The sequence below is a fragment of the Mycobacterium talmoniae genome, assembly GCF_001854525.1.
Taxonomy (GTDB): Bacteria; Actinomycetota; Actinomycetes; order Mycobacteriales; family Mycobacteriaceae; genus Mycobacterium; species Mycobacterium talmoniae.
The window spans coordinates 20214-43452 of record NZ_MLQM01000026.1 but is presented as its reverse complement, the minus strand read 5'-3'; the positions used below and the strand labels follow the sequence as shown (position 1 = coordinate 43452).

At 67.0% G+C, this 23239-nt stretch carries 22 protein-coding genes; 10 read left to right on the top strand and 12 right to left on the bottom strand.

What is annotated here, in order from left to right; all coding sequences use genetic code 11:
• The 7 genes from BKN37_RS07660 to BKN37_RS07630 all read right to left on the bottom strand — a co-directional run.
• On the bottom strand, nt 1-415 hold a 415-nt coding region (locus tag BKN37_RS07660), incomplete at its 3' end, for an acyl-CoA dehydrogenase family protein (protein WP_194074136.1).
• A 17-nt stretch (nt 416-432) separates the two neighbouring features.
• A complete protein-coding gene (locus BKN37_RS07655; protein WP_071024038.1) occupies nt 433-2247 on the bottom strand; it encodes an AMP-dependent synthetase/ligase in 1815 nt (604 codons plus the stop codon).
• Between the two features lie 240 nt (nt 2248-2487).
• The gene (locus tag BKN37_RS07650) at nt 2488-3075 is read right to left on the bottom strand and encodes a TetR/AcrR family transcriptional regulator (RefSeq protein ID WP_071024036.1); all 588 of its coding nucleotides are present in this window, start codon (nt 3073-3075) and stop codon (nt 2488-2490) included.
• 142 nt (nt 3076-3217) lie between these two features.
• Complete coding sequence (locus BKN37_RS07645) at nt 3218-4030, bottom strand: SDR family NAD(P)-dependent oxidoreductase (protein ID WP_071024034.1); 813 nt, start codon at nt 4028-4030, stop codon at nt 3218-3220.
• A gap of 9 nt (nt 4031-4039) precedes the next feature.
• Nucleotides 4040-4486 (bottom strand): SRPBCC family protein, encoded by a 447-nt coding sequence (locus BKN37_RS07640; protein WP_071024032.1) that lies wholly within the window; start codon nt 4484-4486, stop codon nt 4040-4042.
• A 22-nt stretch (nt 4487-4508) separates the two neighbouring features.
• Nucleotides 4509-5210 (bottom strand): alpha/beta hydrolase, encoded by a 702-nt coding sequence (locus BKN37_RS07635; RefSeq protein WP_071024029.1) that lies wholly within the window; start codon nt 5208-5210, stop codon nt 4509-4511.
• Entirely contained in the window at nt 5203-6234 is a 1032-nt protein-coding gene (locus BKN37_RS07630) for an alpha/beta hydrolase (RefSeq protein WP_095407020.1), read from the bottom strand. The genes BKN37_RS07635 and BKN37_RS07630 overlap by 8 nt, the downstream gene beginning before the upstream one ends.
• 184 nt (nt 6235-6418) lie before the next feature.
• Here BKN37_RS07630 and BKN37_RS07625 point away from each other — a divergent pair, with 184 nt between their 5' ends.
• Complete coding sequence (locus tag BKN37_RS07625) at nt 6419-7153, top strand: SDR family NAD(P)-dependent oxidoreductase (RefSeq protein WP_071024025.1); 735 nt, start codon at nt 6419-6421, stop codon at nt 7151-7153.
• Between the two features lie 192 nt (nt 7154-7345).
• Here the strand turns inward: BKN37_RS07625 and BKN37_RS07620 are convergent, their stop codons facing one another.
• On the bottom strand, nt 7346-8203 hold the full coding sequence (locus BKN37_RS07620) for an LLM class flavin-dependent oxidoreductase (RefSeq protein ID WP_071024023.1): 858 nt from the start codon (nt 8201-8203) through the stop codon (nt 7346-7348).
• A gap of 243 nt (nt 8204-8446) precedes the next feature.
• Here BKN37_RS07620 and BKN37_RS07615 point away from each other — a divergent pair, with 243 nt between their 5' ends.
• The 8 genes from BKN37_RS07615 (at nt 8447) to BKN37_RS07580 (ending at nt 17741) form a co-directional block, all read left to right on the top strand.
• On the top strand, nt 8447-8791 hold the full coding sequence (locus BKN37_RS07615) for an MDR/zinc-dependent alcohol dehydrogenase-like family protein (RefSeq protein ID WP_131823542.1): 345 nt from the start codon (nt 8447-8449) through the stop codon (nt 8789-8791).
• Between the two features lie 85 nt (nt 8792-8876).
• A complete protein-coding gene (locus tag BKN37_RS07610; RefSeq protein WP_242657137.1) occupies nt 8877-9812 on the top strand; it encodes an alpha/beta fold hydrolase in 936 nt (311 codons plus the stop codon).
• A 116-nt stretch (nt 9813-9928) separates the two neighbouring features.
• The gene (locus BKN37_RS07605) at nt 9929-10750 is read left to right on the top strand and encodes a CoA transferase (RefSeq protein ID WP_071024015.1); all 822 of its coding nucleotides are present in this window, start codon (nt 9929-9931) and stop codon (nt 10748-10750) included.
• 2 nt (nt 10751-10752) lie between these two features.
• Nucleotides 10753-11916, top strand: coding sequence for an acyl-CoA dehydrogenase family protein (locus BKN37_RS07600; protein WP_071024012.1), 1164 nt, complete (start codon nt 10753-10755; stop codon nt 11914-11916).
• A gap of 10 nt (nt 11917-11926) precedes the next feature.
• On the top strand, nt 11927-13141 hold the full coding sequence (locus BKN37_RS07595; protein ID WP_071024010.1) for an acetyl-CoA C-acetyltransferase: 1215 nt from the start codon (nt 11927-11929) through the stop codon (nt 13139-13141).
• Nucleotides 13142-13147: 6 nt separating this feature from the next.
• A complete protein-coding gene (locus BKN37_RS07590; RefSeq protein ID WP_071024008.1) occupies nt 13148-15322 on the top strand; it encodes a 3-hydroxyacyl-CoA dehydrogenase NAD-binding domain-containing protein in 2175 nt (724 codons plus the stop codon).
• Between the two features lie 65 nt (nt 15323-15387).
• Complete coding sequence (locus BKN37_RS07585; RefSeq protein ID WP_071024005.1) at nt 15388-16230, top strand: SDR family oxidoreductase; 843 nt, start codon at nt 15388-15390, stop codon at nt 16228-16230.
• A complete protein-coding gene (locus BKN37_RS07580; RefSeq protein WP_071024003.1) occupies nt 16227-17741 on the top strand; it encodes an aldehyde dehydrogenase family protein in 1515 nt (504 codons plus the stop codon). The genes BKN37_RS07585 and BKN37_RS07580 overlap by 4 nt, the downstream gene beginning before the upstream one ends.
• A 103-nt stretch (nt 17742-17844) precedes the next feature.
• Here the strand turns inward: BKN37_RS07580 and BKN37_RS07575 are convergent, their stop codons facing one another.
• The 3 genes from BKN37_RS07575 to BKN37_RS07565 form a co-directional block, all read right to left on the bottom strand.
• Nucleotides 17845-18939 (bottom strand): NAD(P)-dependent alcohol dehydrogenase, encoded by a 1095-nt coding sequence (locus BKN37_RS07575; RefSeq protein WP_071024002.1) that lies wholly within the window; start codon nt 18937-18939, stop codon nt 17845-17847.
• A complete protein-coding gene (locus BKN37_RS07570; protein ID WP_071023999.1) occupies nt 18939-19913 on the bottom strand; it encodes an acyl-ACP desaturase in 975 nt (324 codons plus the stop codon). Before BKN37_RS07570 ends, BKN37_RS07575 begins: the two co-directional genes overlap by 1 nt.
• 177 nt (nt 19914-20090) lie before the next feature.
• Nucleotides 20091-21647, bottom strand: a complete 1557-nt coding sequence (locus BKN37_RS07565) for a class I SAM-dependent methyltransferase (protein WP_071023997.1) — start codon at nt 21645-21647, stop codon at nt 20091-20093.
• 105 nt (nt 21648-21752) lie between these two features.
• Here BKN37_RS07565 and BKN37_RS07560 point away from each other — a divergent pair, with 105 nt between their 5' ends.
• A complete protein-coding gene (locus BKN37_RS07560) occupies nt 21753-22649 on the top strand; it encodes a hypothetical protein (RefSeq protein WP_071023994.1) in 897 nt (298 codons plus the stop codon).
• A 7-nt stretch (nt 22650-22656) separates the two neighbouring features.
• Here BKN37_RS07560 and BKN37_RS28265 read toward each other — a convergent pair whose 3' ends face one another.
• Nucleotides 22657-23112: a hypothetical protein gene (locus tag BKN37_RS28265; RefSeq protein WP_095407019.1), complete on the bottom strand. Its 456-nt coding sequence runs from the start codon at nt 23110-23112 to the stop codon at nt 22657-22659.
• Nucleotides 23113-23239 lie beyond the last annotated feature (127 nt).

Here is a 23239-nt window from a genome sequence, read left to right as displayed (position 1 = left end):
CCTCCCGCTCGCTCAGCGCATAAGAGGCCATCGCCTCCCCCGACGCCAACGACGGCAACACCTGCGCCTTAAGCTCCTGCGACCCGGACAAGATCAGGCCCATCGTGCCCAACTTGTTGACCGCCGGAATCAACGACGCCGACGCGTCCACCCGCGCCACCTCTTCGATCACAATGCACGCGGCCACCGAATCCGCGCCCTGACCCCCGTACTCCTCGGGCACATGCACCGCATTAAACCCCGACGCATTCAGCGCCGCTAAAGCTTCCTCGGGGAACCGGGCCCGCTCATCAACCTCCTTGGCATACGGCGCGATCTCCTTCTCCGCCAACGCCCGAATCGCCGCACGCAACTCCACGTGCTCGTCGGGCAGTGCAAACACATCAAACGACGGATTCCCGGGGTGGCTGGTCATCGCGGCTCCTCTGCGAATCATCGATTGCCTGCTCCGGAGACGGGTTGGTCCGCCGTGGCGTACATGGCGTCGATCTGGGCGGCGTAGCCCGTGGCGATTGGTTTGCGTTTAAGCTTGGCCGTCGGCGTCAGGTATGCGCTTCCGGGTTCCCAGGTGTCGGGCAGCACGGTGAATCGCTTGATCTGCTCGACTCGGGACAGCTTGCGGTTGGCGGCGGCGATCCCGGCCTCGATTTCCGCACGCACCATTGGGTCGTTGACTAGCTCCGACGCCGATTCCGAAAGCCCGTGTTTCTGGGCGAATGTCGCGATGGCGTCGGGGTCGAGTGTGATCAGCGCGGTGTTGTAGGGCCGGGCGTCACCGATCACCGCGACCGGCCCGGCCAGCGGGCAATTGGCGGCGATGGCGTTCTCGATGTTGGTCGGCGACATGTTCTTGCCGGCGGCGTTGATGATGAGTTCTTTCTTACGGTCGACGATGCGCAGGTGGCCGTCGGCGTCGATTTCGCCGATATCGCCGGTGTGCAGCCAGCCGTCGGACTCGATGGCCTCGGCGGTCTTCTCCGGGGCTTTGCGGTAACCGCGCATGATGTTCTTGCCGCGCAGCAGGACCTCGCCATCGGGTGCGAGGGTGACCTCGGTTCCCGGGACCGGGGTGCCCACGGTCCCGATCTTGATCCGCTCCGGGCGGTTTACGGTTGCCGCGGCCGTGCATTCGGTCATCCCGTATCCCTCGCACAGCGGGATACCCAGACCGAGAACGAACTCGTGAACCTCCGGCGGGATCGGTGCTGCGCCGGTGACGACGATGCGTAAGTGATCCATGCCCAACCGGGCGCGCACACTCGACAGCACCAGCCGGTCGGCGACCGCGTATTGCAGTTTATCGGCTAGCCCGCGTCCACGCCCCTCCGAAGCCGCGCGGACCTTGGCTTGGCCCACGCTGAACGCCCAGGCGGCAAGGGCTTGCTTGGCGGGTGACTCCGCGGCGAGGGCGGCCTCCAGGCCGGCCTTGGCTTTGATCCAGATCCGCGGCACGCCGATAAACACCGTCGGCCGGACTTCGGTCAACGCACCGAGCACGGCCTTGACGTCGTCGACGGTGGTGATCTGCAAGCCGTAGAGCAGGTTCTGGTAGTGCGTGAACCAGCGGTTCGCGCCATGCGCGTCGGGCAGATACGACACGCTGCGGTCGGCGAACCCGACCCCGCCGAATTCCTCGGTGATCCGGGCGTTTTCGATGAAGTTGGTGTGGGTGAGCTCGACCCCCTTCGGCGGGCCGGTGGTCCCGGAGGTGTAGACGATGGTGAGGACGTCGTCGGGTTGCACCGACCGCCACGACCCCTCGAAGTCGAAGCCGGACGCCGGGGACGCCTCCAGGTGGCCCAGCCCGATGGTGCCGTCGGGTGCGTCGTCGACGCAGACGATGTGCTCGACGCGGCCGCCCTGTGCGATGGCTGCGGAGATCTGTGGCAGGAACTGGCTTTCGCAGATCACCACCCGGTTGTCGGCGTTGTCGAACTGGTAGGACAGCACTTCGGGCGGGTTGGTGTTGTACACCGAAAACGGGGTGGCGCCGGTGTGCAGCACCGCCGTGTCGCACAGGTGGAATTCGGGCCGGTTGGTCATCATCAGCGTCACGGTGTCGCCGCGCCCGACGCCGAGCCCGGCCAGCCCAGCCGCGATCGCCTGCACCCGATCGCGGTACTGCCGCCACGTGATGGTGGTGGTGTCGCCGATCGTGCGCAGCGCAACCAGGTCTGGGAACTTGGCCGCGGTGGCCTGAAACGCCTCACACAGCGTGGCCGGGCGACCGGTGGTCGAACTCCCCATCGCAGACCTCCTAATTAGTCACGCGTGTTGTCTACAATACAGGCGTATTGTAGATGGGGCAAGGCCTGGGCGAACGATGCCGACCCAATGCGCCCACGGTGAGCTTGTCTGGGGTGAATCGAGCTAGGTGATGGGGTCGGCGGAAAGGACCCTTCCTCCCGTGTGCCGACGAACTCGCCGACGGCTACGGGCAACGCGTCACCGTCTCCGACCGCACGAGGTGGGGATGGTGCGCGTCGATCAACCGTCGACGGTGATGTGCAGCCGCGGCTTTGGGTCGTCGACCGAGGCGGCGACGCGCTCCCACACCGCATCGACCATCGGTTGCAACAGCAGCTCACCCATCTGCCGCACCAACACGGCCAGGATCTGGGTGGATTCGGGGCGTTTGGTGGAGGCGAGTCCGGATCCGCGCAGGGTGGCGACTTCGCGGCGGGTCAGGTCGATCAGCACATCGAGGAGGTGCATCCGGTCCTCGGAGGGCTCCAAGAGTGCCCGCCGCACGTAGTTCACTACGGGTGGGTTGTCGCGGAGCATGGCCGCCACGGCCTCGTCGCGTGCCGCCGCGACGCGCCGGGTGCCCCGCTCGGCGGGGACCTCGGCGAGCGCGTGGGCGAAATAGTCCACCACCAACTGGTCCACCGCGTCCCGCAAGCCGGCCTTGGTCTTGAAGTGGTGTTGTACCAGGCCCAGCGTCACCCCGGCTGCAGAAGCAATGTCGCGCAACGAGACTCGATCCTCACCGTATTGCGCATACAGGTCCAGGGCGGCGTTGCGGATTCGTGCTTTGGCGGTCAGGTCCTCATTGGTCGCCCGCGGATTCACCATGTCGCCTCCTCGCCGGCATTCTACTGGACCATAAAGTACCCTGTACGTCTGACCGGGTTGCGATACGGCCCGCATCGTTAGTGAAGGTTGGTGTCGCCACCTCGTCAGGCATCGAGACTGGTAGACCAGGCCGGCGTCACGGTCAAGAACGCAAGCCCGGATGTCCCTTGGCCAGCAACGGGACCAGTAGCCGGTTCGGGGTGAGCCGTCCCAGGACTGCGGCAAGCCGGTTAGCCAAACCTGGTATCACGACGATATGGCCCTTCGCCAGCGCATCGACCGCGGTGCGGGCCACCGTTTGGGGGCTGATCCATAGGAACGCCGGCAGCGCGGACTGGGCGTCTTGCTTCGAAATGCCTGCGGCCTCACCGAAGCCGGTGTCCACCGGCCCGGGGCAAAGCACCGTTGCGGTCACACCGGTGCCGGACAGTTCGCCGCACAGGCCCTGGGTGTATGACAGCACGAAGGCTTTGCAGGCTCCATAGCCCGCCTGGCCAGGTAGCGGTTGGAAGGCGCCGGTGGAGGCGACGTTGAGGACGGCGCCGCGGCCTCGTTCGACCATGCCCGGCAGAAACCGGGTGCACAGGTCTGCCACCGCGATCACATCTACCTCGATCATGTGCATCTCGCCGGCGGGGTCGGCTGCGGCCACAGGCCCAAGCGTCGACAGGCCCGCGTTGTTGACCAGGATATCGGTGGTTAGGCCGAGTGCCGCCACCCGGTTGGGCAGGTCTGCCCGCGCGGCCCGGTTGGACAGGTCCATGGCGATCACGGCCGCTTGTCCCCCCGACCGGGAGATGTCGGCGGCCAACTCCTCCAGCCTGTCGGCGCGACGCGCGACCAGGGTGACGTGGTGCCCGCGGGCAGCGAATTCCCGAGCGAGTTCGTAGCCGATCCCCGACGAGGCGCCGGTGACAACCGCGGTGCGGCCCGGGCCTGGGGCAGGAAGACCCATCGGCGTGCCTTACCCGCAAACGATTCGCTCTATGCGAGCCAGTGTCGCGGCCATATTCCGTCGCGTCGCTGCACGCTGTGGCCGCACCATCCACTTGGTCAGCGCCGACTCCTTTGAGATGTCCCAGGTTTCCTGCACCAGTGTGCCCCCGTCGACGGGTTGGAGTTCATAACGCCAGATCCGACCGCCGACGTATCGGCCCAAGGCCGTTGGGCCGCGGGTCTGCCAGGCAAGGCGGCGGTTCTCTTGGTACTCGATCACGGTGCTGATCATCGCGTACGGCAAGCCCTTGCGCATCGACATCCCGAACCGGCTACCCAGAGTCAGGCGGGTGGTGGGCCCGCGCACCCCGCGAACCGCGCCCGAGCCGTCGAATTCACAGTGTCGGGCCGGATCTGTCAGGAGAGCAAATATTCTGTCCGCGGGTGCCGCGATGATGCGCTCCGCAGACTCCACGTCCGGTGTTCCAGGCACAACGCTATGGCCGCACTTGTGGACTAGCCGCTGCTTCGTCGATCAAGTCGACCACGGCCGTGGGTTGCGAGGCCAACGAGGCGTGGCTGGCGTCGAGTTCGATCACCTTTTGTGGGTTCATTCTCCTGGCCATCCGTCTTTCATTGTCCGGGTTGATCATCCGATCTTGGGTGGACACCTGATACCAGACCGGCTTGGTCTTCCAGGCCGGGGTTGTGATCGCATCACCGAAAGTCGATGCCAGGGGCGCCTTTTGGGTAATCGCCATCACCAAGGCCTCATCGGCGGGCAGATCCTGGCAAAAGCTTTCGTGGTATTTGTCCGCCTTGATCCACAGATAGCCGTCGGAGTCGGGAGCGAGGTTGTCGAACGCCGCTGGCGGCAGATCCTGGCTGATTCCGCCCGGGCTCTCCCCGGCGTCCGGGGCGAACGCGGCGACGTACACCAACCCGACCACGTTGGGCAGGTCGCCCGCCTCGGTGATGACCGCGCCGCCGTAGGAGTGGCCGACCAGCAGCACCGGGCCGTCGATCTGTTGGATCATCTTGCGGGTGCGTGCGGTGTCGTCGGCCAGCGACGTCAGTGGCATCTCCACCGCGTGGAGTTTGTCGTAGCCGCGCTGGTTCAATGCGACGATCACCTTCGCCCAATGCGCGGCACCGCCCCAGAATCCGTGAACCAGAACGATGGCTGGTTTGTCAGACACCGTGCTCTCCTCTCATCGGTTCGCCGGCAGCCGTGTTGTCGGCGTGGTCGGGCTCGTCCAAGCACGCGCGAATGAATCGGACGATGGTGGCGAATGCGGCCTTGCTTTCCGGGAGGAACGGCAACAACGCCGGGAAGGCGTGGAGTTGGTTCGGCCAGATCTTCAGGGTGGCCGGCCGTCCGATCGCCGTCAGGGCGGCGTACATGCGTTCGGCGTCGCAGCGCAGCAGTTCCGACTCGGCCGCGACGATGAGCACGGGCGGCAGCGTTTCGAGCGGGCCGTTGAGCGGCGACAGCTCATCGTTCAACGACGGCGGTGGTCCGACGCAGTCGATGATCGATGCCACCACCGCGGCCCCGACAAATGGATCGCGAGACGCGTTCGCGTGCGCCGTGCGGGCCGCGCCGTCCAGCTCGAGCAGGGGGGAGATGCCGACGACGCCGGCGGGCGCGGGAAGCCCCTCGGCTGCTGCCCTCAGCGCGGTTGCGAACGCCAGGAATCCGCCGGCGGAATCTCCTACGCACACCACCGGCCCGGCGCCCTGGGCGAGCAGCCACCGGTAGGCGGTGACGCAGTCGTCGATCGACTCGGCGATCGTGCAGTCGGGGTGCTGGCGGTAGTCGACATGCACGACCGGACGGTGTGCGCGACGAGCAAGGGTCGCGGCCACATGCAGGTGGGAGTCGAGGCTACCCATGAAGAAGCCGCCACCGTGGAAGTAGAGGATGGCGCCGTCGCGCAGCCGCGCGCTGCAGTCGGCGATCTGCAGGGTCTCGACCGTGACGCCGTCGGCGACGGCGTGGCGGGTGACGGACAATCCGGGAAACGGGCGCCGTCGTTGCAAGCGCGCGAGGGTATTGATCCGCCGCCCCACGGTGGCGCTGCGCACCGAGAATGGCACGTCTTTGTCGGCGGCGATGATGCGCCGCATGAGCGGGGGCAGCATGCAGGTCGCGGCGGCGTACGAGATCCGCGCCCGGATGCTGCTGCGGGTGGTTGGCCATGCCCCCGTCGGCAACGCCATGGCTGTGCCTCCCATCGACGGGCCTACCTGCCGGCCTCGTTGACCTGCCCGAGGGCTTGATCGCCCTGCCGGTATGATCGTATAGTACACGATATTAGCGTACAGCGCATGCATTGATCCAGCGCTCACCTGCACAGATCGTGCTCCGCCTGATGCCATCGCCGCTTTCTGGAGGTCGCGACACTTGACTGCGAACGCGCCCGTCGTGCTGGTGACCGGCGGCAACCGCGGATTGGGATTTGCTACGGTTCGTGCATTAAATGCAGCCGGCGCCCGGGTGATCATCGGTGCGCGCGAGCGGAAGTCGGGTCTGGACGCGGTAGCCCGGCTAGCTGACGACGGGTTGGTGGCAGAGTCGGTCGTTATCGATGTCAGCTCCGACGTCAGTGTTGCCGAGGCCGCGGCCGAGATCGGCAGGACACATGGGTCACTCGACATTCTCGTGAACAATGCGGGTGTTCTGCTCGATCCAGTGGACGACACTGTCGAAGCCATGCTGGATCCAGATGTTCTGCGGGAAACCTTGGAGATCAACACTGTTGGACCGGCGAGGGTGACCAGATACTTGCTTTCGCTGCTGGGCGCGGGTGCCCGCATCTTCAATCTATCGAGTGCGACCGCGTCGTTTGCCACTCTCGATCATTCCAGTGTTGCCGCCGATGAGGTGATGCTGGCCTATCGGATGTCGAAAAGCGCGCTCAACACCTTTACGGTTTTGCTGTCGAAGCTGTTGGCTGACCGCCAGATTGCCGTCAACGCGATCAACCCCGGCTGGTCGCGAACCGACATGAACCCCAGATCCCGCGTCCTGGCTCCACTTTCGCCGGAACAGGCAGGGCGTCACGTCGCGGCACTCATTCTCGCCGCCGAGGTACCCACTGGACAGTGGTTATCCGCTCATGGCATGACTCCGTGGTGACGGATGCAAGAGATTTCTCCGGCGTGTATCTCTGTTGCGCCGATGTAGTCCGTGGCACGCCCAACCAGCGTCAATTCGCCGTCGGCGCTGAGCATGCCGACGTCGGCGGTGTCAAACCATTCACCGAACCCTTGAGCTGGCCGTGCCTTCCAGTAGCCGTCGGGTAGCCGTACCGACAGCCGGAAGCTCGCGTCAAAGCACGGTGTCGGCGAGTCGCTCGAGTTGATCGAGCCGGGCGGTGCTGGGATGAAACAGCAGCCGGTCGAAGCCGAGATCGCCGAAGGCGCGGACGGTGTCGGCGGCGTCGGCGGGGGCGGTCAGCATGTCAGCGACGACGACGTCGGCGAACTGGGGGGTGTCGCCGTAGTAGCTGCGCAAATGTGCGTGTCCGGCCTGGATAGCGTCGGCGTCGCCGAAGGCGAAGTTCACGCACGCCTGTAGCACGGGCGTGCCGTCGCGACTGGCTTCGCGCCACACCGCCCGCACCCGCTCGGCGAAGTCGGACAGGCCCGGATAGTCGCGCACCGCACCCCCCGCCCAGCCGTCGCCCCACTGGGCCGTGCGCCGCAGGGTCGCCGTCGACATGCCACCGAACAGCATCGGGATCCGCACCGGGGTGGCGCACAACGCCCGCTTGCCGGCGGCCACCTCGCCGGACCACTCCCGGCGCAGCAGCGGCACGGTCTGGTCGAAAACCTGGCCTCGCCGACCGAAATCGACGCCGGACGCGGCGAAATCGTCGGCGCGCCCGCCCGCACCCAGACCCACCGTGAGCCGGCCACCGGAAATATCCGCGAGGCTGCCGAGCCGTTTGGCCAACAGTGCCGCCGGGTAGGCCGGCGCCAGCAGGATGTTCGTCACCAAGCCGATCCGTTGCGTGGCGCCCGCGGCGACCGACAGGCTCACGATCGGGTCCTGACAGGGATACACGATCCTGTCGATCGTGGCCAGGTCGGCGAAACCACGCTGCTCGGCGCGGCGCGCCCACTCACCGATGATCGACCCGGGCGCGTGAGCGATGTGGTTAGGCAGACCCACGCCGATTCGCATCACGTTGTCCTCTCGGTTCCTCGTGGATGGTCCTCTGACTCGCCGTTGCTCTCGCGTGAGCACTCAAACCTCTGGCGAGATTCGCGGCTGCGCCGAGCGGGATCCCAATACAATCGCAATATTACCATTGCATGTGTATTGTTTTCAGCCTGAAGTAGACACCTGCGGCATGCCAACGCTGCAGCGGGAACGCCAGACGTCCACGGCGGCCCGGCCCCAAGTGGCCAACGAGGAGAGACCGCGATGACGCGAGCAGTGATGCGGGCCATGCAGGCCCAGCGGGCTAACGCGGCGTTTGGATCCAGTACCGCCCAAGCCGACCTGCTTTCGGGCCTGGCGCCCAACGGCAAGCTGAGCATCCTGGCCAACGACCAAACCCCGTTGCCGGTCGCGACCGACCAACTGGTGTTCGCCCGCCGGCAGCTCGGCGGGTGGTACAGCGGACACGCTGCGGACAGCGAGGACGCCCTGAACTTCGCCGTGCTCAAGGGAATCAGCCCGCTGGTGCAGACCTTCCCGCTTCGCGACGCCGAACGTGCCTTCGCCGAGCGCGTCACGATGCGCGCGGTCCTAACAGCCGAACCGTGACTAGCTCGTGGGCTGCCTCGGGGCTGCTGCGGCTCCAGGGTAGAGGCGAAACCCGTAGTCCTTCGGATAAGGAGTGTGATTCGAGATGGCCGCCGGATCGTTGCCTCAAGGCGCGGCGGGGTTGTTTGCCGACCCCGTTATTGCGTCCGACGACATCACTGTCACCACCGATGACGGCGCGTCGTTGCATGTGCGCTGCTCCGGCTCGCCGGAGGCCCCGCACATTGTGCTGATACACGGTTTCGCGGCCCGCATCGAGTACTGGAATCCGCAGATCAACGCGCTTGCCGAAAAGTACCGGATCATCGCCTACGACCAGCGGCTCAGCGGCCGCAGCGTGCCGGGCAGGCGCGCCACGCGACCCGAGGTGCTGGGCGACGATTTGGCGGCGGTCCTGGCAGCGACGATCCCGACCGGTCGCACCGCCGTTATCGTCGGGCATAGTTTCGGTGGCATCACGGTGATGGCCTGGGCGATGCGGCACCCGGAGCAGGTGCGTCGTTACGCCCGTGCGGTTTTGCTGGCGAACACCGTTGCCGAGCGGTGCGAGTCCTACATCGCGGTCCTCCCGTTTCCGGGACGCTTCCTGGTGGTCCGCCGATTGCTGTGCGGGGCCGTCGTCCTGCTGCCGCCACTGGCCGTTTACCGTCGGCTGTTTCAAGCCGCTGTGTTGTCGCGCGCCGCATCGCGAGAAGCTGTCGCCTTCACCGAGGCGGTGGTGAAGGCCTGCCCGGCGCGGGCTCGCCTCGACTGGTGGCGGGCCCTGGTGCGTCTCGACGTGACCGCAGGGCTGGCGAACCTTTCCGTGCCGACGACGGTGCTCACCGCTGACCGCGATCGGCTGACACCACCCCCGGCATCCGAGCCGATCGTGGCCGCGCTTTGCGCCCGCGGCGCGCTCGATCGGCAGGTGATGCTCAGCGGGGTCGGGCACTGCTCGAACATCGAGGACCCGCGGCGGTTCAATGCCGAGATCGCCCGACTGGTGCAACTGTCGAACGACCGCACGAAGGCCAGCTGACTCCGAAACACCGTTCACGCGGTCCGTGGTGCGGCCGTCGCACGACGGAATGCGGTTGACTTTACATCTGACTCCTGTACGATACATTTGTATCGTCATCGGAATGGGAGATCGTCATGGCGCAGCCGCTCAACGGGGTTTTCGTTGTGTCGCTGGCGATCAATCTGCCGGGTCCGTTGGCTGCCGCGCGGCTCGCCGAACTCGGCGCGCTGGTGACCAAGGTGGAACCGCCCGGCGGCGACCCGCTGGCCGCGGCGGCCCCCGACTGGTACGAGCACCTGGCTGCGCGGCAGCGGATACTGACGCTGGACATCAAGGACGTCGGGGATCGGGCCAAGCTGGACGACTTGTTGTCGGCGGCAGATCTGCTGATCACGTCGATGCGGCCGTCGGCGCTGGCCCGGCTGGGACTGACTGCCCCGCACGAGACGTTCCCGCAGCTCTCGTTGATCGAGATCGTCGGGCACGACGGCGACCGGGCCGAGGTACCCGGTCACGACCTGAACTATCAGGCTGTGCACGGCACCCTGACGCCGCCGCACATGCCGAAGGTGCCGATCGCCGACATGCTGGGCGCCGAACGCGCGGTGTCGGTGGCGCTGGCCGCGCTCATTGCGCGCGAGCGGTTGGGCGGCGGGCAGGCGTACCGGGTGGTGTTGGAGGAGGCCGCCGCCCGCGCCGGCGACGCGGTGCGGTACCGGCTGATGGGGGAGGGCGCGGCGCTGGGGGGCGCCTTCCCGGGCTATGGCATCTATGAATGCGCCGACGGGTATGTCGCCCTGGGGGCGATCGAGCCGCACTTCTTCACGCGCACACTCACGGCGTTCGGTGCCGACGGGACGCACGAAAGCCTGCGCGCGGCGTTCGCCGTCAAGACCACCGCGGAGCTGGAAGACATTGCGCAGCACCTGGATATCCCCCTGAACAAAGTGAGGTAGACATGTCCGAACTATTCCCCGACTACCGCGCGACGTGGGAGACCGACGCCCACCGCGACCTGCGCAAGCACGCCGCGGAGTTCCTGCGTAAGGAGTCCACGCCCAACCAGGAGCGGTGGGCCGCCCAGCACGCCGTCGACCGCGAATTCTGGAACAAGCTCGGCGACGCCGGTCTGCTCGGCCTGGACCTTCCGGAGGAATACGGCGGCGCCGGCGGCGATTTCGGATTCTCCGCGGTGGTCGCCGAAGAACTCGCTTTGGCGCACGACACGTCCACCGGTTGGATCGTGCACTCACCGATCGTCGCGCACTACATCAACACCTACGCCAACGACGAACAGCGGCAACGCTGGCTGCCGGGCATCATCAACGGCGAGAAGGTGCTGGCGATCGCGATGACCGAACCGGGCACCGGGTCGGACCTGCAGGCGGTCAAGACGACCGCAATCCGCGACGGCGACCACTACGTGATCAACGGCTCCAAGACATTCATCTCCAACGGCACCCACTGTGACCTCTTGGTGATCGTGGCCAAGACCGACCCGAGCCAGGGCGCCGCCGGCGTATCGTTGATCGTGGCCGAAACCGACGAGAAACTAAAGGGTTTCGAACGCGGCCGGGTGCTGGAGAAGGTCGGCCAGCACGGCCAGGACACCCGCGAGCTGTTCTTCTCCGACATGCGCGTTCCGGTGGCGAATCTGCTCGGTGCGCAGGAGGGTCTCGGCTTCTATCAGCTGATGGAACAGCTCGCCCGCGAGCGGCTCATCATCGCGTCGCTGTGCGCCGGGCTGGCCGAGTCCGCGGTGCTGGAGGCGATCAAGTACACCAAGGAGCGTGAGGCGTTCGGTCGTCCCTTGATCAAGTTCCAGCACAACAAATTCGAGCTCGCCGAACTCAAGGCCGAGGCACTGTCGATCAAAACCACCGTCGACTACTGCATCCAGTCCTACATCGACGGGAACAACGACCCGGCCACCGCGTCGATGGCCAAGCTCATCGCGGCGGACAAAGCCGTCGACGTCGTGGACCGCTGCGTGCAGTTCTTCGGCGGCTACGGCTACATGATGGAATACCCGATCGCGCGTGCCTACGCCGCCGCCCGGGTGAACAAGATCTACGGCGGCACCAGCGAAATCATGAAAGAAATCATCAGCCGCTCGCTGTGAGGACACGAAAATGACCACTGAGGCATACATTTACGAGGCGATCCGCACACCGCGCGGCAAGGGCAAACCCAGCGGCGCACTGCACAGTGTCAAGCCGATCTTCCTTGTCGTCGGGCTGATCGACGAGCTACGCACCCGGTTTCCCGATCTGGACGAAGATCGGATCTCCGACGTCATCCTGGGCTGTGTCACGCCGGTGGGGGATCAGGGCATGGATATCGCCCGCACGGCGGTGAACCTGGCCGGTATGCCCGACACCGTCGGCGGGGTGCAGCTCAACCGGTTCTGCGGTTCGGGTCTGGAGGCGGTCAACCTGGCAGCCAAGTCGGTGCGCTCGGACTTCGACGATCTGGTCATCGCCGGTGGGGTGGAGTCGATGTCGCGGGTGGCGATGGGCAGCGACCGCGGCGCGATGGCCTACGACCCGGCCACCGCCTACGACAACTACTTCATCCCGCAGGGTGTCGCGTGCGATTTGCTTGCCACCATCGAGGGGTACACCCGCGAGGACGTCGATAGGTATGCCGTGCGGTCGCAGCAGCGGGCGGCCGCGGCGTGGTCGGGTGGCTACTTCGCGAAATCGGTGGTGCCGGTGCGCGACCTCAACGGTGTCACCATCCTCGACCGCGACGAGCACATGCGCCCTGGCGGCACGGTCGACGACCTGGCCAAACTGGCGCCGGCGTTCGCGGGCATCGGCGAATTCGGCGGCTTTGACGCGACCGCGATCCAGAAGTACCCGTTCGTCGAGAAGATCGACCATGTGCACACCGGCGGCAACAGCTCCGGCATCGTCGACGGCGCTGCTTTGGTGCTGGTCGGTAGCGAAGAGGCGGGCACGGCGTCCGGTCTGATCCCACGTGCCCGCGTCATATCGGCGGCCACCAGCGGTGCCAGCCCGGTGCTGATGTTCGAGGGCCCCATCCCCGCGGTGCACAAGGCGCTGGCGATCGCGGGTCTAAGCGTCGACGACATCGATGTGTTCGAGATGAACGAGGCATTCGCCGCGGTGGCGTTGCACGTCCAGCAGCAGTTCGGCATCCCGGATGAGAAGTACAACGTCAACGGCGGCGCGATCGCCATGGGCCACCCGCTCGGTGCCACCGGCGCGATGCTGCTGGGCACCGTGCTCGATGAGCTGGAACGCACCGGTGGCCGCTACGGCCTGATCACGCTGTGTGTCGCCGGCGGCATGGGCGTCGCGACGATCATCGAAAGGGTCTAACACCACATGACGGACAACACGATTCGTTGGGACCGCGACGGCGACGGCATCGTCACCCTGACGCTGGACGAGCCGGGCGTCAGCGCCAACACCATCACCGAGGCGTTCCGCAACTCGCTGGACGCCGCCCTCGACCGGATCGAGGCCGAGCGCGACGACATCACCGGGATCGTGCTCACCTCGGCGAAGAAGACCTTCTTCGCCGGCATGGACCTCGACGTGCTGGTCGATGAGGTGATGCCGCTGCAGCCCGCCGAGATCCTCGACCTCACCACGGAATTGAAGGCGCAGCTGCGTCGGCTGGAGACGATCGGTGTACCGGTCGTCGCCGCGATCAACGGCGCGGCGCTGGGCGGCGGCCTGGAGCTGGCGCTGGCCTGCCATCATCGGATCGCCGCCGACGTGCCCGGCACCCAGATCGGCCTGCCCGAGGTGCTGCTGGGCGTGCTGCCCGGCGCCGGCGGGGTGGCGCGCACCGTGCGGTTGATCGGCATCCAGCCCGCGCTGATGTCAGTGCTGCTCACCGGCGCGCGGATGAAGCCCGCGCAGGCCAAGGCGGTCGGGGTGATCGACGAGGTTGTCGCCTGCCTCGACGAGCTGGTGCCGGCGGCCAAGGCGTGGATCAAAGCCAACCCGGACAAGAACATCCAGCCGTGGGACGTCAAGGGCTACCAGATCCCCGGTGGCTCGCCGTCCACGCCGGCATTCGCCGAAAACCTGCCGGCGTTCCCGGCCAACCTGCACAAGCAGCTCAAGGGCGATCGGATGCCCGCGCCGCGGGCGATCATGGCCGCCGCGCTGGAGGGAGCGCAGGTCGACTTCGACGCCGCACTGCTGATCGAGTCGCGCTACTTCGTGTCGCTGATCAAAAGCCAAGTCGCCAAGAACATGATCCAGGCGTTTTTCTTCGACCTGCAGAAGGTGCAGGGTGGTGCGGCACGACCCGAGGGGATCGCGCAGCGGCCGATCACCAAGGTCGGGGTCCTGGGCGCGGGCATGATGGGCGCCGGCATCGCGTATGTGACCGCGAAAGCCGGCATCGAGGTGGTGCTCAAGGACGTGACGCTGGAAGCGGCCCGCAACGGCAAGGCGTACTCGGAGAACCTGGAGGCCAAGGCGCTGGCCAAGGGCCGCACCACCCAGGAGAAGGTCACGGCGCTGCTGGACCGGATCACCCCGACCGCCGACGCTTCCGACTTCGCCGGCGTCGACTTCGTCATCGAGGCGGTCTTCGAGAAGACCGAGCTGAAGAACCGGGTGTTCCAAGAGATCGAGGACATTGTCGAGCCGGGCGCGGTGTTGGGCTCCAACACGTCATCGCTGCCGATCACCGGCCTGGCGACCGCGGTGGGCCGGCCGGAGGACTTCATTGGTATCCATTTCTTTTCCCCGGTGGAGAAGATGGACCCGATCGAGATCATCGGTGGCGCAAAGACCTCCGATGAGACGCTGGCCCGGGTCATCGACTACGCGCTGGCGATCAAGAAGTACCCGATCGTCGTCAACGACGGCCGCGGCTTTTTCACCACCCGGGTGTTCAGCGCGCAGCTGCTGGAGGCCATCACCATGCTCGCCGAGGGTGTGGACCCGGCGATCATCGAGCAGGCCGCCCTGCAGGCCGGCTACGCGGCGGCGCCGCTGCAGGTGGCCGACGAACTGAGCTTCGGCACCATCCGCAAGATCATGGACGAGACGATCGAGGCCGCGCAGGCCGACGGCACACCACTGGGCGAGTCGGTTCCGGTGGCCGCCGAGGTGATCGCCACGCTGATGGACAAGTTCGAGCGCACCGGAAAGCAAGCCGGTGCGGGCTTTTACGACTATGCGGACGGCAAACGCACCGTCCTGTGGGATGGGCTGCGCGAGCAGTGGAAGACCAGCCGCCAGCCGAGCGTGTCGTTTCAGGATCTGCAGGATCGGCTGATGTTCATCCAGGCGATCGAAACCCAGAAGGCCTACGACGACGGCGTCATCGACGCCGACCCGGACGCCAACATCGGCTCGATCTTCGGCATCGGCTTCCCGCCGTGGACCGGCGGCGTGCGCCAATTCGTCGCGGGCTACCCGGGCGGCGTGGCGGCGTTTTGCCAGCGCGCCGAGGATCTTGCCGCGAAGTACGGGCCGCGGTTTCAGGTGCCCGCGAGCCTACGCCTCCCGCATCGTGAATCGGCGCCGCAATAGTTTGCGCGACCAGCGCCGCCGCCAGCTACTCGCTGCCGCCAGGGGTTTCGACGAAAGGTTGACTCATGGAACTAGAAAATAAGGTCGTCGCGATCACCGGCGCCGCCCGCGGCATCGGGCTGGCCACCGCGAAAGCATTCCTGGCCAACGGCGCGAAGGTCGCGATCGGTGACCTCGACGCCGAACTCGCCGAGAAAGTGGCCGCCGAGCTCGGCGCTGAGCCGGGTGCAACGGTCGTCGGATTGTCGCTCGATGTCACCGATCCCGACTCGTTTGCGGCCTTCCTGGATGAGGTCGAAGCGCAGCTCGGCCCGCTGGACGTGCTGGTCAACAACGCCGGCATCATGCCGACCGGGCTGTTCGTTGACGAGTCGCCGAGCATGACCCGCCGCATGATCGACATCAACGTGCATGGCGTGGTCAACGGATCCCGGCTGGCGGCCGCGCGCTTTATGCTCCGGCGCGCCGGTCACATCGTCAACATCGCCTCGCTGGCGGGTGTCACCGGTGAGCCCGGGTTGGCGACCTACTGCGGCACCAAGCATTTCGTGGTCGGTTTCACCGAATCGCTGCACCGCGAGCTACATCCGTACGGCGTCGGGGTGAGCACGATCTTGCCGGGCATCATCAACACCGAACTGTCGGCGGGGACCAGGGTGCCCGGTTGGGCGAAGCCGCTGGGTACCGCCGAGCCGGAGGAGGTCGCCGCCGGGATCGTCAGTGCCGTCACCAAGGACCGGCCGCTCAAGGTCGTTCCCGCGGCGCTCGGCGGGATCCTGACATCGATGTCGTTGCTGCCCGCCAAGGCGCGCTTTGCGGTTGCCCACGCCTTGAAGTTCGACCAGCTCGTCAGCGGCGCCGACCCCATGGCCCGCGCCGCCTACCACCGGCGGCTGGAAGAGCAGTGACCGCAACCCTGCCGGGTATCGAGGTACGCAATCCCGTCGACGGCACGGTGGTCGGCACCGTCGCCAACCAGGCGCCCGAGGTGGTCGCCGACACCGCGCGGGCGCTACGGCGGCATCAGCCCGCATGGGAGGCGCTGGGACCCGACGGGCGGGCGACATGGCTGCGGAGATACCGGGATTGGCTGCTCGACAACGCCGAACGCATCGCCGATGTGGTGGCCGCCGAGTCCGGCAAACCGCGGGCCGAGGCCGTCGTCGAGGTTCCCGCGATCTGCGAGGTGCTCAACTACTACGCCGACAACGCTGCGACGTTCCTCGCCGACGAACGGGTCAAGCCGTCGGGAGTGCTGTCGCTGGCCAAAAAGCTCACCCTGGTGCGCCAGCCCTATCAGCTGGTGGGTGTGATCACGCCGTGGAACTTCCCCGTCATCACCCCCGGCTTCGACGTGGTTCCGGCGCTGCTGGCCGGGGCCGCGGTGCTGCTCAAACCCTCGGAGGTCACCCCGCTGTCGGCGCTGGAAATGGCCCGCGGCTGGCGCGAAATCGGCGCGCCGGAGGTGTTCGCGGTCGTCACCGGCGCGGGGGACACCGGCCAGGCGCTGGTCGACAACGTCGACTATGTGCAGTTCACCGGATCAACGCGCACCGGGCAACGCGTCGCGCACCGCGCGGTCGACCGGATGATCCCCTACAGCCTCGAACTCGGCGGCAAGGATCCCGCGATCGTGCTCGCCGACGCCGACCTCGACCGTGCCGTGCCCGGTATCGCTTGGGGTGCGCTGTTCAACGCCGGCCAAGCCTGCGTGTCGGTCGAACGCGTCTACGTCGAGGCCCCGATCTACGACGAGTTCGTCGCTCGCCTGACCGAGGTGGTGGGCAAACTGCGCCAAGGCGCTGACGCGGGGGGCTTCACCGTCGACGTCGGCGCGATGACCACAGAAGCCCAGCGCGACATCGTGGTACGCCACGTCGACGACGCGCTCACTCGCGGCGCCAAGGCAACCGTGGGTGGCAAGCCGACCGGGCCGGGACTGTTCTTGGAACCGACCGTGCTCATCGACGTCGACCACTCGATGTCCTGCATGCGCGAAGAGACCTTCGGGCCCACCATTCCCGTCGTCAAGGTCGCCGACGCCGCCGAAGCGGTGCGACTGGCCAACGATTCGGCCTACGGGCTATCCGCCACCGTGTGGACCCGCGACATTGCCCGTGGCGTGCAGATCGCTCGTCGCCTGGAGGCCGGCGCGGTCAACATCAACGACGCCGCCGCCAACCTGTTCGCCACCACCTTGCCGCACGGAGGCTGGAAATCGTCGGGCACCGGCGCACGGCTCGGCGGCGCGCACGGGCTGCGCAAATACACTCGGGCCAAGGCGATCACCGTGCCACGAGTCTCGGCCCTAAAGAGAGAACCGCTCTGGTTCCCGTACACCGCCCGACGAATACGGTTCGTGCAAAAAGCATTCCAGTTCATCGCGGCACACGACGTGCGCCGCTGGGTCCGGCTCTGACCGTCCCGCGCGGCACCGGCCGCGAGCAGTCCCCCGCAAGCGGACGGTACCCCCAGCAAAAGCCCCGCCGGAATTGGGTGCTTTTACGTCTGCTCGCGGGGACTCAGTGTTCCCAGACGACGACCGGTTTGATCACCCTCCCGGCCGCCTGGTCGGCGATCGCCTGGTTGAATTCGTCGGGACGATAACGGGTTACCAGCCGGTCGATGGGAAACTTCCCCGCCGTGTAGAGGTCGATCAGGGCGGGGATGAACTCGTGGATTTGCGCATCGCCCTCGATGCAGCCGCGGATCGTCTTGCCTTTGAACAGCAGGTCCTGGATGTCGATCGCGACTTCGGGCTTCCCGAGGCCGACCACCGCCAGTTCCCCCATCGCGCGTAGCGCGCGGACCGCCTGCTTGATCACCTCGGGGATGCCGGTGGTGTCCAGGGCATGGGTGGCGCCGCCGTCCGTCGCCGCCGCGATCGCTTGCCCAGCACCGGAATCGGTGGGGTCGATGGCGACCGCGCCGAACTCGGCCGCCAGCTCCCGTCGCTGTTCGGCCGGGTCCACCGCGACGATCCGCTCGACCCCGGCGGCGCGGGCCGCCAGCAGCGCGGCGAAACCGACGCTGCCGCTCCCGTAGATCACCAGCCGCGACGACGAGCTGGGCCGCAGTACGTTGAGCACCGCACCGGCACCGGTCTGAAATCCGCAGCCGAGGGCCGCGATGACGGCCTTGTCGGCGGAACCGTCGACCACGACGACGTTGTCGGGGTGGGCCAGTGCGTATTCGGCGAAGCTGGATTGCCCGAAGAAACCGGTGAGCACCGGGGTACCGGCGTGGCTGACCCGCGGCGCACCGTCGGGGCGCACCCCCAGCGCGTTCAACTCGGTACTGCGGTCACAGTAGGCGGGCTGGCCCTGCCGGCATGGCCGGCAGCAGCCGCAGCTGCGATAGCTGAGCACGACGTGATCACCCGGCGTGATGCCGGTGACGGCTGAGCCAACGCTCGCGACGATCCCGGTGCCCTCATGACCGAAGAGGCATGGCCCCAACGCTGCCGGCACCTTCGACTTGAAGAATAGATCGGTATGGCAGATCCCGGTTGCGGCAAGCTTTACCAGGATTTCATCAGCGCCGGGTGCGCCGATGTCGACGGTCCGCAGGTCGAAAGGCGCGTCCGGCGCAGTAGAAATCGCCGCCAGTGCGCGCACTACACCCGTACTGGCACTTGGGTTTCCGCGTCGCGATCGGCCTTCGCTGCCGTGCGTTCGAGGATGCGGGCCCGGCGCTCTTCGAATTTGACGACGTCGGCGTGCAACTTGTCCAGGTATTCCCCCAACTCGTTGCGGTATCGGTCCCCGCGTGCGGTGAGGTCGTTGCGCTCGAATACCTTCCACGCCCGCATCAGCGGCGTCAGCACCTCATCGAGGTGCTGACGCAGGTCGTAGATGCCGTGCTTGACCATCAGCGCACCGTTGCGTCGCCAGTTGGGCATGCCGCGACTCGGCATGTCGAACTGCTTCACAACCTTGGTGACGGCCTCGATGGTCTGGTCCGGCGCCAGATCGAACCCGGCGGTGGTGACATTGCGGTAGAACACCGCGTGCAGGTTCTCGTCCTGGGCGATCCGTTTGAGCATGGCGTCGGCGATCGGGTCGTCGCAGACCCGGCCGGTCTGGCGGTGGCTGATCCGGGTGGCCACCTCTTGGACGGTGACGTAGGCGAGCTGGATCAACACCCCGCCGAACTCGTCGGGCGCGTGGATGCCGCGGTTCACGACCTGCATCCGGGCCGTCTCCAGCGCCACCGGGTCTACCCCGCGGGTGACCACCAGATAGTCGCGCATCGCGATGCTGTGTCGGTTCTCCTCGGCGGTCCACCGGCCCACCCAGGTGCCCCAGGCGCCGTCCACCGAAAAGTTCTCGCCGATGTAGCGGTGGTAGGACGGCAGGTTGTCCTCGGTGAGCAGGTTGGTGATCATGGCGATCTTCGCGACCTCGGACAGCTGTGACTGCTCCTCGGCCCAGTCGGTGCCCCCCAGGGCGGCGAAGTTGCGCCCCTGGTCCCACGGCACGTAGTCGTGCGGATTCCACGCTTTGGCGATGGCGAGGTGCTGGTTTGTGCAATCGGCTACTACCGGCTCCAACTCCGTCAGCAGCTCGATCTCAGTCAGATCCTTGGCCATTCCAATCCCATCTCGGCATTTCTCCTGGTCGTCCCCCCTCTGGATTGGACCAGTACCTGACCGTACCCCTGAGCCGGGCCAGGACGCGCACCGCAACGCTGGTGAGGACTGTACCGTGATCAGCCCGTGTGCTAGCAAGTCGCCCGCGGGCTGTTCGCCTGCGGGGGCGGCCCCCGCTTACTGGCGGCCGGCCGCCAGCAGCAGGTGGGTGACCGGCCAATCCAGCGGCGCGCCGTCCGCGGTGAGCAGCGTGGCGGCCGGATCGAACACATGCTCGACCAGCCAGTCGTTGCGCCACGCCCCGGAGCGCGGGTCGACCACCAGGCCCAGGTCGGTGGCCAGTGCCACCCAGTCTCGCCAGGACAGCGCGCAGAACTGTTCGTGGGTCTCGGAGAGCCAGTTGTCGATGTAGCTGTATTTGGTGAGGAACTCCATCGCATCGGCCAGCCGCAGCTGCACCGTGCGGTCATCGAGCACCCGGAAGTCGAAGGGGACCCCCGTGCCGCGGCGGAAGTCGGCGGCGAACTGACCGAAGCGAGCCGCGGGCGGCGCCGCGGCCAGATGGTCGCGTGCCGCCTCGGCCGGCATGGCGGTCAGATCGATCGCCGGCCGCCGCACACCCGGCTCGTGGAACACCAGCCGCACCGGCTGGTCGGGATGGTCGGGGCCGCACACGTCGGAGTTGATCCAGACTCCGCCCGCTGCGGTGTGCTCGGCGATGGTGTGCGCGAACCGGCGCAGCGACGCAAGCCCGTCGCCGTAGCTGTAGATCTCGTGGGTCAGCGCGAATGTCAGGGTGGTGTCGATGCTGCGGTCGGGGAAGACCGGGCCGGCCAGGATATTGCGTTGGTAGAAGAACGTGTTCGGGTTGGCGAAGACGCCCTGCGCCTTGCGGTGCTCGCACTCCTCGTACAGGTGGCGGGCCACCTCGATGCCGTAGAGGTCGGATTCGGCGAGCTCGGGGTCGGCGGCCAGCAGTTCCAGCATCGCGCCGGCCGCGCAGCCGATGTCGACGATGCGTCCCGGCCGCAGGTAGGGGCGGGCCTGCGCCCATTTCCGCTCGGCGGCCGCGTCGAACGCCGCGCTGTAGGTGCGATAGTCACGGGTGTCGGTCAGCGACCCCTCGCTGCTGACGATCGGGTCGGCGCTGATCGTGGCCACATGCTCGGCCAGCGCGTACCGGTCGAAGACGTCGACGGTGGCCGGATGGGCGTGCCGGCGCCAGGTCGGGTCACCGCCGGCGACCAGATCGAGCAGTTGCCACGGGTGCGCCGGGTGTTCGGGGTGGTCGCGCTCGACCGGCGCGATACGAAAACCCAGCCGCTGATACAGGGCGGCGACACCGGGCGTCGAACAGGCGACCACGGTGTTCTCCGGGCGCAGGGCCGCGCGGCCCGCGGTCGCGTGCTGGACGGCCTTGAGGGTGATCTCGGCGAACCGGTCGGTCGCCGGCACATCGGTGATCGGGACCACCAGCGAGCGGAGGCCCTCCCGCTGCGAAAACGCTTCGATCGCGGCCTCGCGCCGGTTGGCCGGCACCGGGTTGCGCCGGGTGTTCTGGTGGTTGGCGCTGGTCACCGCCCAGACGACGACGGCGTCGTCGGTGAAGGTCAGCGGCGCGCCGGTCGCGTCGGTCAGCCAACCGCCGAGCAGGTCGGCGAGATAGCGCGCCTGAAAGCGGGTCAGGAGGTGGTGGCGGCCCGGAAACAGGACATAGCGCAACGCATCGGTCACGACCGCTATCCTGCCGCACCGGGGTGGGGCAGAGGGCAATTGGTGTGCCGCGCACTGTCACCGGATCCATACGATGGGGTGAATCCCGACGAAAGTGGTTCAGCGATGCGCATCCCGTGGCGAAAGGGCCGTGCCGCGCCGGTGATCCGCGATGACCAGGATCGGCAGCGCTTGGTGCGCCAGCTGGCCGTTGAGGCGCTGCGCCGCCGGGGTGTGCAGGTGCGTCCGGCGCCCGAGGACGTGCTGGGCGACGACTGGTTGGTGGGCCAGGACGGCTATCAGTACCGCCTCTACAACCTGCAGCTGGTGTGCAGCCAGCTTCCCCAGGCCGACTGGGCGGCCCGGGTCGAGTTCCATTTCGACCAAATGCTGGCAGGTCGCTCCGCGCCCGACATCGGCGAGCTGTCCGAGCCCGAACTGCTCGCGCAGATCCGGACGCGGCTGCAACCGAAAGACGGCTCCGGGCTCCAGTCGTTGGGCTACGTCAGGCCGGCGTTCGACGGTCTGGTCGTCGAACTCAACCGCGATCTGCCCACCACCGTGGTCACCCTGGGGGACAGCTCGGTCGACGGCCGTGACCTGGACTTCCTGTACCAGGTGGGGCAGCGCAACACCAACGCCGAACCGACCACCTCCGAGACCGTCGGCCCCGGCGTGCTCGCCCTCACCGGCGACTCGTTCTTCATCGCGTCGAAGGCACTCGACATGCCGCACCTGGTCGCATCGCTGTTCGGCGCTGCGCCGCTGGGGGTGGTGTTCAGCGTCCCGCACCGGAGTCTGCTGTTTCTGCACCCGGTCGGACCACACACGCTGGAGGCGGTGCAGTGGCTGGCGCCGGTGACGCTCGGCCAGACCCAAGAACCGCCTGGCGGTGCCGTCAGCCGCGACACCTACTACTGGCACGGCGGTGTGGTGCAGCCGATCACCCGTCTGGACAACGAATCCGCGGCCATCGAGATCCGCGTGGAAGGGATGTTCGGCGAGGCCCTCAGCCAGCTTTAGCCCCGAGTCAGCGATCGACGGGCAGCGATTCGCAGTACGGCGGCGGTGTGGTGGACCGCTCGCGGCGGCCGGCCGCGATGCCGGCGCAGCCGACGACGACGCCGGTGCCGATCTCGGCGACCGCGCTGAACCAGGAAAACCAGGTCACGTTGGTGTGCGGCAGCGAGACGAAGCTGTCCTGGTAGCCGGGCCAGATGGTGGGCAGCAGGTGTGCGTAGCTGAACAGCAGCGCGCTGCCGAACCCCACCAGCGCCGCCGTGCGCGGCGCACGAGGGTGATTCCTGAACGCCAGGGCCACCGCGACTACAACGAACACCGCCTGCACGGTGCCGCCGACCATGACGGCGGGGGGTGAGGCCGACATGCCGCGGCGCAGATGGTCCAGGCCGTGGATCGCGAAGCCGATCGCGAAAGCCACTGCGGCCCAGCGCAGGAACCGATCCGAGTCGTTGTGATCGCTCATCACGGATCACCGTCCCTTGACGTGTGTGCGGGTGATAGAGCCGGCCGGTACCCACCTTCTTACTACTACGCTCGGTAGTAGTCAAGGGTCAACGCGCCAACCCCCACCCGAACTTCTAGAACACGTT

Excerpts from the sequence above, each read along its gene's own strand:
- BKN37_RS07655 (WP_071024038.1), bottom strand. The coding sequence starts at position 2,247 with ATGGGGAGTTCGACCACCGGTCGCCCGGCCACGCTGTGTGAGGCGTTT.
- BKN37_RS07650 (WP_071024036.1), bottom strand. The coding sequence starts at position 3,075 with ATGGTGAATCCGCGGGCGACCAATGAGGACCTGACCGCCAAAGCACGA.
- BKN37_RS07645 (WP_071024034.1), bottom strand. The coding sequence starts at position 4,030 with ATGGGTCTTCCTGCCCCAGGCCCGGGCCGCACCGCGGTTGTCACCGGC.
- BKN37_RS07630 (WP_095407020.1), bottom strand. The coding sequence starts at position 6,234 with ATGGCGTTGCCGACGGGGGCATGGCCAACCACCCGCAGCAGCATCCGG.
- BKN37_RS07620 (WP_071024023.1), bottom strand. The coding sequence starts at position 8,203 with ATGCGAATCGGCGTGGGTCTGCCTAACCACATCGCTCACGCGCCCGGG.
- BKN37_RS07615 (WP_131823542.1), top strand. The coding sequence starts at position 8,447 with ATGACGCGAGCAGTGATGCGGGCCATGCAGGCCCAGCGGGCTAACGCG.
- BKN37_RS07610 (WP_242657137.1), top strand. The coding sequence starts at position 8,877 with ATGGCCGCCGGATCGTTGCCTCAAGGCGCGGCGGGGTTGTTTGCCGAC.
- BKN37_RS07605 (WP_071024015.1), top strand. The coding sequence starts at position 9,929 with ATGGCGCAGCCGCTCAACGGGGTTTTCGTTGTGTCGCTGGCGATCAAT.
- BKN37_RS07600 (WP_071024012.1), top strand. The coding sequence starts at position 10,753 with ATGTCCGAACTATTCCCCGACTACCGCGCGACGTGGGAGACCGACGCC.
- BKN37_RS07595 (WP_071024010.1), top strand. The coding sequence starts at position 11,927 with ATGACCACTGAGGCATACATTTACGAGGCGATCCGCACACCGCGCGGC.
- BKN37_RS07590 (WP_071024008.1), top strand. The coding sequence starts at position 13,148 with ATGACGGACAACACGATTCGTTGGGACCGCGACGGCGACGGCATCGTC.
- BKN37_RS07585 (WP_071024005.1), top strand. The coding sequence starts at position 15,388 with ATGGAACTAGAAAATAAGGTCGTCGCGATCACCGGCGCCGCCCGCGGC.
- BKN37_RS07570 (WP_071023999.1), bottom strand. The coding sequence starts at position 19,913 with ATGGCCAAGGATCTGACTGAGATCGAGCTGCTGACGGAGTTGGAGCCG.
- BKN37_RS07560 (WP_071023994.1), top strand. The coding sequence starts at position 21,753 with ATGCGCATCCCGTGGCGAAAGGGCCGTGCCGCGCCGGTGATCCGCGAT.
- BKN37_RS28265 (WP_095407019.1), bottom strand. The coding sequence starts at position 23,112 with ATGAGCGATCACAACGACTCGGATCGGTTCCTGCGCTGGGCCGCAGTG.